The 14,275-nt window shown below is 63.5% G+C and carries 13 protein-coding genes; 11 read left to right on the forward strand and 2 right to left on the reverse strand.

Annotated features, from left to right (window positions below; translation table 11 throughout):
* Positions 1-12 precede the first annotated feature (12 nt).
* Complete coding sequence (gene arfB / locus IFT75_RS01355) at positions 13-426, forward strand: alternative ribosome rescue aminoacyl-tRNA hydrolase ArfB (RefSeq protein WP_122476397.1); 414 nt, start codon at positions 13-15, stop codon at positions 424-426.
* A gap of 11 nt (positions 427-437) precedes the next feature.
* Here the strand turns inward: arfB and IFT75_RS01360 are convergent, their stop codons facing one another.
* Together IFT75_RS01360 and IFT75_RS01365 are read right to left on the reverse strand one after the other, a co-directional pair.
* Positions 438-1,640 carry an MFS transporter gene (locus IFT75_RS01360; protein ID WP_192052934.1) on the reverse strand — a complete coding sequence of 401 codons (1,203 nt, stop codon included), beginning with the start codon at positions 1,638-1,640 and terminating at the stop codon, positions 438-440.
* A 223-nt stretch (positions 1,641-1,863) separates the two neighbouring features.
* Positions 1,864-2,124, reverse strand: a complete 261-nt coding sequence (locus tag IFT75_RS01365; RefSeq protein ID WP_122476393.1) for a DUF2790 domain-containing protein — start codon at positions 2,122-2,124, stop codon at positions 1,864-1,866.
* A 339-nt stretch (positions 2,125-2,463) separates the two neighbouring features.
* Between IFT75_RS01365 and acs the strand changes: the two genes are divergently transcribed.
* From acs to astD, 10 genes are all read left to right on the forward strand, one after another.
* Entirely contained in the window at positions 2,464-4,425 is a 1,962-nt protein-coding gene (acs, locus tag IFT75_RS01370) for an acetate--CoA ligase (protein ID WP_122476391.1), read from the forward strand.
* Positions 4,426-4,862: 437 nt separating this feature from the next.
* A complete protein-coding gene (locus IFT75_RS01375; protein WP_122476389.1) occupies positions 4,863-5,639 on the forward strand; it encodes an ABC transporter substrate-binding protein in 777 nt (258 codons plus the stop codon).
* Positions 5,640-5,725: 86 nt separating this feature from the next.
* Positions 5,726-6,415, forward strand: coding sequence for an ABC transporter permease (locus IFT75_RS01380; RefSeq protein ID WP_122476387.1), 690 nt, complete (start codon positions 5,726-5,728; stop codon positions 6,413-6,415).
* Complete coding sequence (locus IFT75_RS01385; RefSeq protein WP_122476385.1) at positions 6,412-7,110, forward strand: ABC transporter permease; 699 nt, start codon at positions 6,412-6,414, stop codon at positions 7,108-7,110. Before IFT75_RS01380 ends, IFT75_RS01385 begins: the two co-directional genes overlap by 4 nt.
* A gap of 71 nt (positions 7,111-7,181) precedes the next feature.
* On the forward strand, positions 7,182-7,946 hold the full coding sequence (locus IFT75_RS01390; RefSeq protein ID WP_192052936.1) for an ABC transporter ATP-binding protein: 765 nt from the start codon (positions 7,182-7,184) through the stop codon (positions 7,944-7,946).
* 110 nt (positions 7,947-8,056) lie between these two features.
* On the forward strand, positions 8,057-9,037 hold the full coding sequence (gene argR / locus IFT75_RS01395; protein WP_122476381.1) for a transcriptional regulator ArgR: 981 nt from the start codon (positions 8,057-8,059) through the stop codon (positions 9,035-9,037).
* Positions 9,038-9,353: 316 nt separating this feature from the next.
* Entirely contained in the window at positions 9,354-10,574 is a 1,221-nt protein-coding gene (locus IFT75_RS01400; RefSeq protein WP_122476379.1) for an aspartate aminotransferase family protein, read from the forward strand.
* Between the two features lie 78 nt (positions 10,575-10,652).
* Positions 10,653-11,681 carry an arginine/ornithine succinyltransferase subunit alpha gene (gene aruF / locus IFT75_RS01405; RefSeq protein WP_122476377.1) on the forward strand — a complete coding sequence of 343 codons (1,029 nt, stop codon included), beginning with the start codon at positions 10,653-10,655 and terminating at the stop codon, positions 11,679-11,681.
* 60 nt (positions 11,682-11,741) lie between these two features.
* Positions 11,742-12,770, forward strand: coding sequence for an arginine N-succinyltransferase (gene astA, locus IFT75_RS01410; protein WP_122476375.1), 1,029 nt, complete (start codon positions 11,742-11,744; stop codon positions 12,768-12,770).
* Positions 12,767-14,233, forward strand: coding sequence for a succinylglutamate-semialdehyde dehydrogenase (astD, locus tag IFT75_RS01415; RefSeq protein ID WP_192052938.1), 1,467 nt, complete (start codon positions 12,767-12,769; stop codon positions 14,231-14,233). The genes astA and astD overlap by 4 nt, the downstream gene beginning before the upstream one ends.
* The last annotated feature ends 42 nt before the right edge of the window (positions 14,234-14,275 follow it).

Here is a 14,275-nt window from a genome sequence, read left to right on the forward strand (position 1 = left end):
CCGGAGCGCTGCATGCTGGAAATCTCCAACGCCGTCCATCTGCCCGACGCTGAAATCGAACTCAGCGCCATCCGCGCGCAAGGCGCGGGTGGGCAGAACGTCAACAAGGTTTCCAGCGCGGTGCACCTGCGCTTCGACATCGGCGCTTCGTCGCTGCCGCCGTTCTACAAGGAGCGCCTGTTGGCGCTGCGCGACAGCCGGATCACCGGCGATGGCGTGATCGTCATCAAGGCGCAGCAGTTTCGCACCCAGGAGCAAAACCGCGCCGACGCCCTGCAGCGCCTGCGCGAGCTGATTCTGCTGGCCACCAAGGTGGAGAAGAAGCGCCGGCCGACCAAGCCCACGCTGGGCTCCAAGACTCGCCGCCTGGAAGGCAAGACCAAGCGCGGGGCGATCAAGGCCGGGCGTGGCAGGATCGATTTCTAGATCATGCCGTTCTAGACCAGCTTGTCTTGCGCTGGTGGCAGGCTTGCCGCTCGCCTGTATAGATAGAAGGTCAGGCCCAGGCCGGCGCACGCAGCCACGGCGGCGAACAGGAAGATCGCGCTGAAGCCGTAGCCTGCGGCGATGGCGCCTGCCACCGGTCCGGTGATGCCCAGCGACATGTCGATGAACAGCGAGTAGGCCCCCACGGCCGCACCGCGGCTGGACGCCGGCACCAGATTGACCGCTTCGACGCCGAGCGCTGGAAATACCAGGGAAAATCCGAACCCGGTCAACGCCGCGCCAGCCATGGCCAGCTCCTGGCTGGGCGCAAGCCACAGCAGCAACAAGCCCAGGGTTTCCACGCTGAGGCATACGATCGCCACCCGAAAACCGCCGATGCGGTTGATCAGGTTGCCGAACAGCAGCCGGGCGAGGATAAAGCTGGCACCGAACAGGCTCAGGCACAGTGCCGCGTTGTCCCAGGCATTGCTGGCGTAGTACAGGGTGATGAAGGTGGCGATGGTGCCGAAGCCGATACCGCCCAGGGCCAGCCCGGTGCCATGGGGCAGCACGCGGCCCAGCACGTGCAGGAACGGTAGCCGCTCGCCGGCCACCACGGGTGCGGGAAGCTTGTTCCAGGCCAGGGCGATGCCCACGCCAGCCAGCACGATGATGCTCGCACCCATGCTCCACAGGCCCAGATGCTTGACCATCAGCACGCCCAGCGGCGCACCGATGGCCAGGGCGCCGTAGCTGGCAATGCCGTTCCAGGAGATGACCTTGGCGGTGTTGGCTGCGCCGACGCGGCCAATCCCCCAGCCAATGGACCCCGAGCCCACCAGGCTCTCCGCCGACCCCAGCAGTATCCGACCCGCCAGCAGGCTGGTCAGGCTCAGCGCCGGCCAGCTTTGCAACCAGCCGGCCAGCAGCATGAACAGCCCGCTGATGCCGCAGCCGACCAGGCCGTAGATGACTGCTTTCTTGCTGCCCAGGTTGTCGATGATCTTGCTCGCCTGCGGGCGGCTGAGCAGGGTGGCCAGGTACTGCACGCTGATCACCAGCCCGGCAATGACCGCGCCGTAGCCCAGGTCGCTGTGGACGAAGCCTGGCAATACCGCCAGCGGGATGCCGATGCTCAGGTAGCCGATGAAGGTGAACAGGACGATGGAGACGACTTGCAGCGTGACCGTCATGGGGCGCTGTGAGTGGGGCATAGGTAGATCCGTCGCGGAAGCAGGTGATGGGCGCAGGTGCGGGCAGGCTGGCTGGGTGTCCGGCGCACACGAGAAATGAAGACAGGCTTACGTGACGCTCATGATAGAGGCACGAGGCACAAAAAGAGAGACGGCGATGGGTGGCGCTTCATGCAGATGCTGCTGGCGGGGTTGCTCTGGTGCAGGCCAGCAGCGGGGCCGCAGCCCCGACGCTGGGAGGTGTTCAGCTGTTCGAACAGCCGTTGCCCATGACCTGATATTCCATGATGTGGCGCTTGCCCTGCGAATCTTCGTAAGTCAGGCGTGCCGGGACCACGGCGCAGACGTTGGGAATCGCTGAAGTCGAGATGACGTGAGCAATATCGGGGTGCTGCGAATACTCATAAGGTTCCACCGTGGTTTTTTCGGTGGCAGCCGTGGTGGTTTCATCGGCCAGGGCCATGCCGCTCGCGCCAATCAGCGCCAGAATCAAAAAAGCTTTCATGTCGATTTTCCTGTTTTGCAGTCGTCAGGGTGCACGCAGCCCTTGTGAGGTCACGTGTGAAACTTGAGAGTGGGAAAGTTGCGATCGACAGGCCTTCGTGGGGAGATGCAGTCTTCGTCGATCGCGGTGCCGTTGCTGGCGAAATCGATTCTAGGCGTGCACGGTGGAGGTAAACAGAGCCGGTTCGGATAAACAGTTTTATTCGAATCTGCACTAATCCCGCGGGTCTGGGCGTGCATCGGTGCAAGCAGCGGTACTACCATCGTCGAATGGCTGCACGGGCCAGATACCCTTAAAACAGGTGTATAAAACAACAACTACTCAACCGAGGTATGAAAGATGAGTGCGGCTTCCCTGTATCCCGTTCGTCCAGAGGTGGCGGCGTCCACGCTGACCGATGAGGCGACCTACAAGGCCATGTACCAGCAGTCCGTGGTCAACCCGGACGGTTTCTGGCGCGAACAGGCGCAGCGCCTCGATTGGATAAAGCCCTTCACCAAGGTCAAGCAGACCTCGTTCGACGATCACCATGTCGACATCAAATGGTTCGCCGACGGCACCCTCAACGTCTCCTACAACTGCCTGGACCGCCACCTGGCCGAACGCGGCGATCAGGTCGCGATCATCTGGGAAGGCGACGACCCTTCCGAAAGCCGTCACATCACCTACCGGGAGCTGCACGCCGAGGTGTGCAAGTTCGCCAACGCCCTGCGCGGCCAGGATGTGCACCGCGGCGACGTGGTGACCCTGTACATGCCGATGATTCCCGAGGCGGTGGTGGCGATGCTCGCCTGTACCCGCATCGGCGCGGTGCATTCGGTGGTGTTCGGTGGCTTCTCGCCCGAGGCGCTCGCGGGGCGCATCATCGACTGCCAGTCCAAGGTGGTGATCACCGCCGACGAAGGCCTGCGGGGCGGCAGGAAAACGGCGCTCAAGGCCAACGTCGACCGCGCCCTGACCAACCCCGAAACCAGCAGCGTGCAGAAGGTCATCGTGTGCAAGCGCACCGGTGGCGAGATCGAGTGGAACCGTCATCGCGACATCTGGTACCACTCGCTGCTGGAGGTGGCATCGAGCACCTGCGCGCCGAAGGAAATGGGCGCCGAGGAAGCGCTGTTCATCCTCTATACCTCCGGCTCGACCGGCAAGCCCAAGGGCGTGCTGCACACCACCGGCGGTTACCTGGTGTACGCCGCGCTGACCCATGAGCGAGTGTTCGACTACAAGCCGGGCGATGTCTACTGGTGCACGGCGGACGTCGGCTGGATCACCGGCCACAGCTACATCGTCTATGGTCCGCTGGCCAACGGTGCCACCACCTTGCTGTTCGAAGGTGTGCCCAACTACCCGGACATTACCCGCGTCTCGAAAATTATCGACAAGCACAAGGTCAATATCCTCTACACCGCGCCCACCGCTATCCGCGCGATGATGGCCGAGGGCACCAAGGCAGTCGAGGGCGCCGATGGCTCGAGCCTGCGCTTGCTGGGTTCGGTGGGCGAACCGATCAACCCCGAGGCCTGGAACTGGTACTACAACACGGTCGGCAAGCAGAACTGCCCGATCGTCGACACCTGGTGGCAGACCGAAACCGGCGGCATCCTGATCAGCCCGCTGCCGGGTGCGATCGGCCTCAAGCCCGGTTCGGCGACCAAACCGTTCTTCGGCGTGGTGCCGGCGCTGGTGGACAACCTGGGCAACCTGATCGACGGCGCTGCCGAGGGCAACCTGGTGATTCTCGATTCGTGGCCGGGCCAGTCGCGTACCCTCTACGGCGACCATGATCGTTTCGTCGATACCTATTTCAAGACCTTTCGCGGCATGTACTTCACCGGCGACGGCGCGCGTCGCGACGAAGATGGCTACTACTGGATCACCGGCCGAGTCGATGACGTGCTCAACGTTTCCGGGCACCGCATGGGCACGGCCGAGATCGAAAGCGCGATGGTGGCCCATCCCAAGGTGGCCGAGGCCGCTGTGGTGGGCGTTCCCCATGAGCTGAAAGGGCAGGGCATCTATGTCTATGTCACGCTCAATGGTGGCGAGCAGACCAGCGAGGAACTGCGCCTGGAGCTCAAGAACTGGGTGCGCAAGGAGATCGGCCCCATCGCCTCGCCGGATGTGATCCAGTGGGCGCCGGGGCTGCCCAAGACGCGCTCGGGCAAGATCATGCGGCGCATCCTGCGCAAGATCGCCACGGCCGAGTACGACTCGCTGGGTGACATCTCTACCTTGGCCGATCCGGGGGTGGTGCAACAGCTCATCGACACCCACAAGGAAATGCATCGCGCTTCGGCGTGAGTTGACGCGACCTCGGGGGCCTCTGCCCGCGAAGGGGCCCGCAAGGCTGTTCAGGCAGCGCTGGCGTTACTGCGGTAACGCCATTGCCGCGCCGGGTGCCACCCAAGGCCCCATCGCCTGTCACATGCAACATCTCCCACAACCCCAAGCTTGCCGTCTGCCAAGGCTTTGCCAATAATGGGCGCGCTAATTGCTTGATGGACAGGTTGCGCGTCTTTTTGCTCAGCCACAATCGGCATGGGCTGTCAATCCCTTGGTCTGGGTGTCTCGGTGCTTCTGTAACTACTTGTCGCATTGAAGAAATATCGACTGGCACAGTGCCGTTAAAATGCGCTCACTCGCCGGACCTCGTGGCGTCGCCCGTTCAGCCTCATTTTTCGCATTCTGGGCCTGCGCTCACTTTGCCCATACTGCCCATTTTCGCTGGAGCTCACCCAATGAAGAAACTTGCACTGTTTGGCGCATTGGCACTGTCCGTGCTGTCGGCGACAGCGTTCGCCGATGAAAAGCCGCTGAAGATCGGTATCGAAGCCGCTTACCCACCGTTCGCGTCCAAGGCGCCGGATGGCAGCATCGTCGGTTTCGACTACGACATCGGCAACGCGCTGTGCGCTGAGATGAAGGTCAAGTGCACCTGGGTCGAGCAGGAATTCGACGGTCTCATTCCCGCCCTCAAGGTCCGCAAGATCGACGCCATTCTGTCGTCGATGTCGATTACCGACGACCGCAAGAAGTCCGTTGATTTCACCAACAAGTACTACGCCACTCCGGCGCGTCTGGTCATGAAGTCCGGCACCCAGGTGAGCGACTCCATGGCCGAGCTCAAAGGCAAGAAGATCGGCGTGCAGCGCGGCACCATCCATGACCGGTATGCCACCGAGGTGCTCAAGCCGCTGGGCGTCGAAGTGATGCCGTACGGCTCGCAGAACGAGATCTACCTGGACGTGGCCGCCGGTCGACTGGACGGCACGCTGGCCGATGCCACCCTGTTGCAGGACGGTTTCCTCAACACCGACGCCGGCAAGGGCTACGCATTCGTCGGTCCGTCGGTCAACGACCCGAAATACTTCGGTGACGGCATCGGTATCGCCGTGCGCAAGGGCGACAAGGCCAACGTGGATCGCATCAACGCGGCCATCGAAGGCATTCGCGCCAACGGCGAGTACAAGAAGATCCAGGACAAGTACTTCGATTTCGACATCTACGGCAAATAAGCCGGCAGGCGTCACCTGACTGATGGTGCAAACGGCGGGAAACCGCGGTCTGCACCATTTTTCATTCTTCGGGCGAGGATCTCTACATGTTGAAAGGCTACGGGGCCGTCATTCTCGATGGCGCTTGGCTGACGCTGCAGCTCGCCTTGTCGTCCATGGCACTGGCCATCGTGCTGGGTCTGTTCGGCGTGGCCCTGCGCCTGTCGCCGGTACGCTGGCTGGCCTGGCTGGGTGACCTGTACGCCACGGTGATTCGTGGCATACCCGATCTGGTGTTGATCCTGCTGATCTTCTACGGTGGCCAGGACATCCTCAATCGCGTGGCGCCGTTGGTGGGTTACGACGACTACATCGACCTCAATCCGCTGCTGGCCGGTATCTTCACCCTGGGTTTCATCTTCGGTGCCTACCTGTCGGAAACCTTTCGCGGGGCCTTCATGGCCATTCCCAAGGGCCAGGCCGAAGCCGGCATGGCCTATGGCATGAGCAGCCTGCAGGTGTTCTTCCGGGTGCTGGTGCCGCAGATGATTCGCCTGGCGATTCCCGGCGTCACCAACAACTGGCTGGTGTTGACCAAGGCCACGGCATTGATTTCGGTGGTCGGCCTGCAGGACATGATGTTCAAGGCCAAGCAGGCGGCGGATGCCACCCGCGAACCGTTCACCTTCTTCCTCGCGGTGGCGGCGATGTACCTGGTCATCACCAGTGTGTCGCTGCTGTTGCTGCGCGCCATCGAAAAACGCTACTCGGTGGGCATCAAGGCGGCTGAGCTATGATCTTCGATTACAACGTCGTCTGGGACAGCCTGCCGCTGTACATGAGCGGTATGCTGGAAACCTTGAAGCTGCTGGCGATTTCGCTGTTCTTCGGTCTGCTGGTGGCGCTGCCGCTGGGTTTGATGCGGGTGTCCCGGCAGCCGCTGGTCAACGGCATCGCGTGGCTCTACACCTACGTGATCCGTGGCACGCCCATGCTGGTGCAGCTGTTTCTGATCTATTACGGTCTGGCCCAGTTCGAGGCCGTGCGCAACAGCGTGCTCTGGCCCTGGTTGTCGAGCGCCACGTTCTGCGCCTGCCTGGCCTTCGCCATCAATACCAGTGCCTACACCGCCGAAATCATCGCCGGCAGCCTGCGGGCCACGCCACCGGGCGAGATCGAAGCGGCCAAGGCCATGGGCATGTCCAGGGCCGGGATGTACCGGCGTATCCTGCTGCCCTCGGCACTGCGCCGAGCGCTGCCACAGTACAGCAACGAAGTGATCATGATGCTGCAGACCACGAGCCTGGCCTCGATCGTTACCCTGATCGACATCACCGGCGCAGCGCGTACGGTGAACGCCCAGTATTACCTGCCGTTCGAAGCCTACATCACGGCGGGTGTGTGCTACCTGTGCCTGACGTTCATTCTGGTGCGCCTGTTCAAGCTGGCCGAGCGCCGCTGGCTGGCCTACCTGGCACCGCGCAGGCACTGAACGCGTGCAGCAAAAACCTTTTCGCCACGGGCCGCTGGCCCGTGACTGACCGATTTGCGAGACCCCCGATCATGTACAAACTCCAAGTTCAGGACCTGCACAAGCGCTATGGCTCGCACGAGGTGCTCAAGGGTGTCTCGCTGGCGGCGAAGGCGGGCGATGTGATCAGCATCATCGGCTCCAGCGGATCGGGCAAGAGCACGTTCCTGCGTTGCATCAACCTGCTCGAACAGCCCCACGCGGGCAAGATCCTGCTCAACGACGAAGAACTCAAACTGGTTGCCGGCAAGGATGGGGCGCTCAGGGCGGCCGACCCCAGGCAGCTGCAACGCTTGCGTTCGCGCCTGTCGATGGTGTTCCAGCATTTCAACCTGTGGTCGCACATGACCGCGCTGGAAAACGTCATCGAAGCGCCCGTGCATGTGTTGGGCGTATCGAAAAAGCAAGCGCTGGAAAAAGCCGAGTATTATCTGGCCAAGGTAGGGGTTTCGCACCGCAAGGATGCCTATCCGGGGCACATGTCCGGTGGCGAGCAGCAGCGTGTCGCCATTGCCCGTGCATTGGCGGTGGAACCCGAGGTGATGTTGTTCGACGAACCGACTTCGGCGCTCGACCCGGAACTGGTGGGTGACGTGCTCAAGGTGATGCAGGCCCTGGCTCAGGAAGGGCGGACGATGGTCGTCGTGACCCACGAGATGGGTTTCGCCCGTGAGGTGTCGAACCAACTGGTGTTTCTGCACAAGGGCCTGGTCGAAGAAACCGGCGACCCGCGCGAGGTGCTGGCCAATCCGCGTTCCGAGCGGTTGCAGCAGTTCTTGTCCGGCAGCCTCAAGTGATCGCCGCTTGAAACATCTGCCGGGTGTTTTCCTGCGAGCAGGTCGAGCATGCCTGGCGCAGTGCCATTTCCCATTCGGTTTTTGATACTTAAGGTTTCGGTCCGCATCAGATGACAGCCCAACGAATCGGTTTCCTCTATTGGCCCAGCACGCGAGCCCTGACCCTGGCGCTGGCCGAAGAGGCCCTGCGAGTGGCGCAGAAGGTGCACCCGGAAGTGACCTACGAGTTGCTTTTCCTGCAGGCCGAACCACCTGTTCCAGGCGGCTGGCAGCTGCCCGGTGAGGCGTGGAACGGTCGCCTGGAGGGTTGCCAGAAGCTTTTTCTGCTGGCTGACGAGCCACCGTCGGCGCTGGCGCCGGCACTGGCCACTGCGCTCAAGCAGACGGTCCGGGCCGGATGCCTGGTGGGCGGGCTGTCGGCGGGGGTCTACCCGCTGGCGCAGCTGGGGCTGCTCGATGGCTACCGCGCGGCCGTGCACTGGCGCTGGCAGGATGATTTCGCCGAGCGCTTTCCCAAGGTCATCGCCACCAGCCACCTGTTCGATTGGGACCGCGACCGCATGACGGCTTGCGGGGGCTTGTCGGTGCTCGACCTGCTGCTGGCGGTACTGGCCCGCGATCACGGCGCCGAACTGGCCGGGGCGGTGTCCGAAGAGCTGGTGGTGGAGCGTATCCGCGAGGGCGGCGAGCGCCAGCGCATTCCGTTGCAGAATCGTCTGGGGTCCAGCCATCCGAAGCTGACCCAGGCGGTGTTGTTGATGGAAGCCAATATCGAAGAGCCGCTGACCACCGACGAGATCGCCCAGCATGTGTGTGTTTCGCGGCGCCAGCTGGAGCGCATCTTCAAGCAGTACCTGAACCGCGTGCCCAGCCAGTACTACCTCGAGTTGCGCCTGAACAAGGCGCGGCAGATGTTGATGCAGACCAGCAAGTCGATCATCCAGATCGGCCTGTCGTGCGGGTTTTCCTCGGGCCCGCATTTTTCCAGCGCCTACCGCAATTTTTTCGGCGCCACCCCCCGCGAGGATCGCAACCAGCGTCGCAGCAGCAGCCCGTTCGAATTGTCTTCGGTCCCCGCCGAGCGAGGTTGACCCTCGCTCCGGGATGCGCTGTGCCAGGTGAAGCGCGGTGTGACTTTCGCGGCCACGGACCGCTCCTACGGGAGTGCGCGCAGAACCCTTGTAGGAGCGGTCATCGGCCGCGAATGGGTGGTGCGGTCGATCTGACACAACACGCTAGTCAGCGCCTTTCTATCCCTATATGTCGCATTCGCGACAACCCCCGTAGAATGGCGGTTTGGCGCTGTAACAAGTTGTCGCATGGCGGCAATGCCGCGCGTGCACCAGTCCTTACAATCCCCTATCGCTCGCCCATTCTGCGCTGAGCGTTCCTTGACAGGAGACTCCGATGTCCGTTGAGCAAGCCCCCGTGCAACGTGCCGATTTCGACCAGGTAATGGTGCCCAACTATGCACCGGCCGCTTTCATTCCCGTGCGCGGTGCAGGTTCCCGGGTGTGGGATCAGGCTGGTCGCGAGCTCATCGATTTCTCCGGTGGCATCGCCGTCAACGTGCTGGGGCATGCGCACCCGGCATTGGTAGGCGCGCTGACCGAACAGGCCAACAAGCTGTGGCACGTGTCCAACGTCTTCACCAACGAGCCCACCCTGCGCCTGGCCCGGAAGCTGGTCGATGCCACCTTTGCCGACCGGGTGTTCTTCTGCAACTCCGGCGCGGAAGCCAACGAGGCCGCCTTCAAGCTGGCCCGGCGTGTGGCGCACGACAACTTCGGTCCCGAGAAATACGAGATCGTTTCGGCCCTCAACAGCTTCCACGGCCGCACGCTATTCACCGTCAGCGTGGGTGGCCAGCCGAAGTACTCCGACGGTTTCGGCCCGAAGATCACCGGCATTCGTCACGTCCCCTACAACGACCTCGAAGCGCTGAAAGCGGCGGTGTCCGACAAGACCTGCGCCGTGGTGCTGGAGCCGGTCCAGGGCGAAGGCGGCGTGGTGCCGGCCGATCCGGCCTACCTGCAAGGCGCTCGCGCGCTGTGCGACCAGTTCAATGCCCTGCTGGTGTTCGACGAGGTGCAAAGCGGCATGGGGCGCAGTGGTGAGCTGTTCAGCTACATGAACTACGGCGTCACCCCGGACATCCTCTCCAGCGCCAAGAGCCTGGGGGGCGGCTTTCCGATCGGTGCGATGCTGACCACCGATGCCCTGGCCAAACACTTCGCGGTCGGCGTGCACGGCACCACCTATGGCGGCAACCCTCTGGCCTGCGCCGTGGCCGAGGCGGTGCTCGATGTGGTCAACACGCCCGAAGTGCGAGCCGGGGTCAAGGCACGGCACCAGCACTTCAAGACGCGCCTGGAGCAGATCGGCCAGCGCTACGGCGTGTTCAGCGAAGTCCGTGGCCTGGGCCTGCTGATCGGTTGCGCCTTGAGCGACGCCTGGAAAGGCCGCGCCAAGGACTTCTTCAATGCGGCCGAACGGCACGACCTGATGATTCTGCAGGCCGGCCCGGACGTGGTGCGTTTCGCCCCGAGCCTGGTCATCGACGAGGCCGACATCGACGAAGGCCTGGACCGCTTCGAACGCGCCGTGGCGCACCTGACCCAGGCCTGATCGGCCCGTTCGTGGCGTTGGCTCAAAACCAGCGCCACCTCTGCAATCGACCCGCTGCAATCGACAAGGAGTGGCACCATGCTGGTAATGCGCCCTGCGCAAATGGCTGACCTGGCCGAGGTTCAGCGCCTGGCTGCCGACAGCCCCATCGGTGTCACTTCGCTGCCCGACGACGCAGGCCGGTTAAGTGACAAGATCGCCAAGTCCGAGGCGTCCTTTGCCGCCGAAGTCAGCTTCAACGGTGAGGAGAGCTATTTCTTCGTTCTTGAAGACCTGGGCACCCAGCGCCTGGTCGGCTGTTCGGCGATCGTCGCCTCCGCCGGCTACTCCGAACCCTTCTACAGCTTTCGCAACGAGACCTTCGTGCACGCCTCGCGCGAGCTGAAGATCCACAACAAGATTCACGTGCTTTCGCAGTGTCATGACCTGACCGGCAACAGCCTGTTGACCAGCTTCTACGTGGTGCCCGAACTGGTCGGCAGTATCTGGGCCGAGCTCAACTCGCGGGCACGCCTGCTGTTCATGGCCAACCACCCGGAGCGCTTTGCCGATTCGGTGGTGACCGAGATCGTTGGCTACAGCGACGAACACGGCGACTCACCTTTCTGGGACGCGATCGGACGCAATTTCTTCGATCTCAACTATGCCGAGGCCGAACGCCTGTGCGGCATCAAGAGCCGCACGTTTCTCGCCGAACTGATGCCGCACTACCCGATCTACGTGCCCTTGCTGCCCGACCAGGCGCAAGAGGCCATGGGCCAGGTACACCCGCGTGCGCAGGTGACGTTCGACATTCTGATGCGCGAAGGCTTCGAAACCGATCACTACATCGACATCTTCGACGGAGGGCCCACCCTGCATGCACGGGTATCGGGCATTCGCTCGATCGCCCACAGCCGCGTGGTGCCGGTCAAGCTTGTCGCGGCGTCGGACGAGCGCGGCGGCCCTGGCCGTCCCTACCTGGTTTCCAACGGTCTGCTGCAGGATTACCGCGCGGTGCTGCTGGAGCTCGACTGGGTGCCCGGCAAGCCGGTCGGGCTGGACCTGGCCACCGCCGAGGCGCTGGGTGTGGGCGAGGGCGCCAGCGTGCGTCTGGTTGCAGTTTGATACCTGGTTGAACAGGCCGAGTTCTGCAGGTACCACGCGGTGCCTGCTCGAGGAGAAAGCATGATCGTTCGTCCCGTACGCAGCAGTGACCTGCCGGCGCTGATCGAGTTGGCCCGCAGCACCGGCCCCGGCCTGACCACCTTGCCAGCCAACGAAGAACGGTTGGCGCACCGGGTCGGCTGGGCCGAGAAGACCTTTCGCGGCGAAGCCGGGCGCGGCGATGCCGATTACCTGTTCGTGCTCGAAGACGATGACGGCACGGTCGTGGGCATTTCAGCCATTGCCGGTGCCGTGGGCCAGCGCGAGCCCTGGTACAACTACCGGGTGGGCCTGACCGTGAGCGCCTCGCAGGAGCTGAACATCTATCGCGAGATTCCCACGCTGTTCCTCGCCAACGACCTGACCGGCAATTCGGAACTGTGCTCGCTGTTCCTGCGCGAAGGTCACCGCAAGGGCCTGAACGGGCGCTTGCTGGCCAAGGCGCGGCTGCTGTTCATCGCTCAGTTTCCGCACCTGTTCGGGCGCAAGGTGATCGCCGAGATGCGCGGCATTTCCGATGCCGACGGCCGCTCGCCATTCTGGGAAAGCCTGGGCCGGCATTTCTTCAAGATGGAATTCAGCCAGGCCGATTACCTGACCGGCGTCGGCAACCGCGCCTTCATCGCTGAATTGATGCCCAAGTTCCCGCTCTACAGCTGCTTCCTGTCCCCGGCTGCGCGCGAGGTCATCGGCAAGGTCCACCCCGACACCGAGCCCGCCCTGGCCATGCTCAAGGCCGAAGGCTTCAGCTACCAGGGCTACGTCGACATCTTCGACGCCGGGCCGGCGGTGGAATGCGAGACCAGCAAGATTCGCGCGGTCCACGACAGCAAGAGTCTGGTTCTGGCAATCGGCACCCCCGGCGACGATGCCCCACCGTTTCTGATCTACAACCGCGAACGCGAAGAGTGCCGCATCACGGCGGCGCCGGCGCGCTTCGCTTCCGGCACGCTGGTGGTCGATCCCCTGACCGCACGCCGCCTGCAGCTGAGCGCGGGTGACCAGGTGCGCGCGGTACCCATGACTCCGCCCGTTCGGGAGGTGCTTTGATGAATACTTTGTTTATCGACGGCCAATGGCTGCCTGGTGAAGGCGAGTTGCTGACGTCGCTCAATCCAGTGGGCCAGGCTGTGGTCTGGCAGGGGCGCAGTGCCAGTGCCGACCAGGTGGCCCTGGCCGTTCAGGCCGCGCGGCATGCCTTCGTCGGCTGGGCGAGCCAGCCGTTGTCGGCGCGCATTGCCGTATTGCAGGCGTTCGCCGAGCGACTGAAGGCCTGTACCGATGAGCTGGCGCAGTGCATCGGCGAGGAAACCGGAAAGCCCTTGTGGGAAGCGGCCACGGAAGTGACCAGCATGGTCAACAAGGTGGCGATTTCGATCCAGAGCCATGCCGAACGCACCGGCGAGAAGAGCGCGCCGCTGGCCGACGCCACGGCGGCCCTGCGGCACAAACCCCATGGCGTGGTAGCGGTGTTCGGTCCCTACAACTTTCCCGGGCACCTACCCAACGGCCATATCGTGCCAGCATTGCTGGCAGGCAACTGCGTGCTGTTCAAGCCCAGCGAGCTGACGCCCAAGGTGGCTGAACTGACCACGCGCTGCTGGGCCGAAGCCGGGTTGCCGGCCGGCGTGCTCAACCTGCTGCAGGGCGGCCGCGACACTGGCATGGCGCTGGCCGCCAATGCCGGGCTCGACGGGTTGTTCTTCACCGGTTCCAGCGCTACTGGCAACCTGCTGCACCAGCAATACGGCGGCCAGCCGGGCAAGATCCTGGCGCTGGAGATGGGCGGCAACAACCCCCTGGTGGTCGAGCAGGTGCAGGACCTGGATGCTGCGGTCTATACCATCATTCAGTCAGCGTTCATTTCTGCCGGTCAACGCTGCACCTGCGCGCGGCGCCTGCTGGTACCCGTCGGCGAGTGGGGGGACCGGCTGCTCGAGCGTCTGGTGCAGGTATGTGCCACCCTCGAGGTCGGCGAATACGACCGCACCCCAGCGCCTTTCATGGGCTCGGTGATCTCCCTGCCTGCGGCGCAGGCGCTGCTCCAGGCCCAGCAACAGCTGCTGGACAACGGTGCCGTCAGCCTGTTGAGCATGACCCAGCCCAGGGCGGATGCTGCCTTGCTCACGCCGGGCATTCTCGACGTCACCGGCGCCCACGGGCGTCGCGACGAGGAGCTGTTCGGCCCATTGCTGCAAGTGGTGCGCTACGTCGACTTCGACGCGGCCATCGCCGAGGCCAATGCCACTCAGTACGGCCTGGCTGCCGGACTGCTGTCGGACTCGGAGGCGCGTTACCGCGAATTCTGGTTGCGCAGCCGAGCCGGCATCGTCAACTGGAACAAGCAACTGACCGGCGCTGCCAGCAGTGCACCGTTCGGCGGCGTCGGCGCGTCCGGCAACCACCGCGCCAGTGCCTACTACGCCGCCGACTATTGCGCCTACCCGGTGGCCTCGCTGGAAACCCCCACACTCGGTTTGCCCTCGACCCTGAGTCCGGGCATCACGCTGTAGGCGGTCGTTGCACCCTTGCGTACAAGAACAGATCCACGGAGC

The organism is Pseudomonas sp. CFBP 8758 (assembly GCF_014841725.1).
Classification (GTDB): domain Bacteria; phylum Pseudomonadota; class Gammaproteobacteria; order Pseudomonadales; family Pseudomonadaceae; genus Aquipseudomonas; species Aquipseudomonas baltica.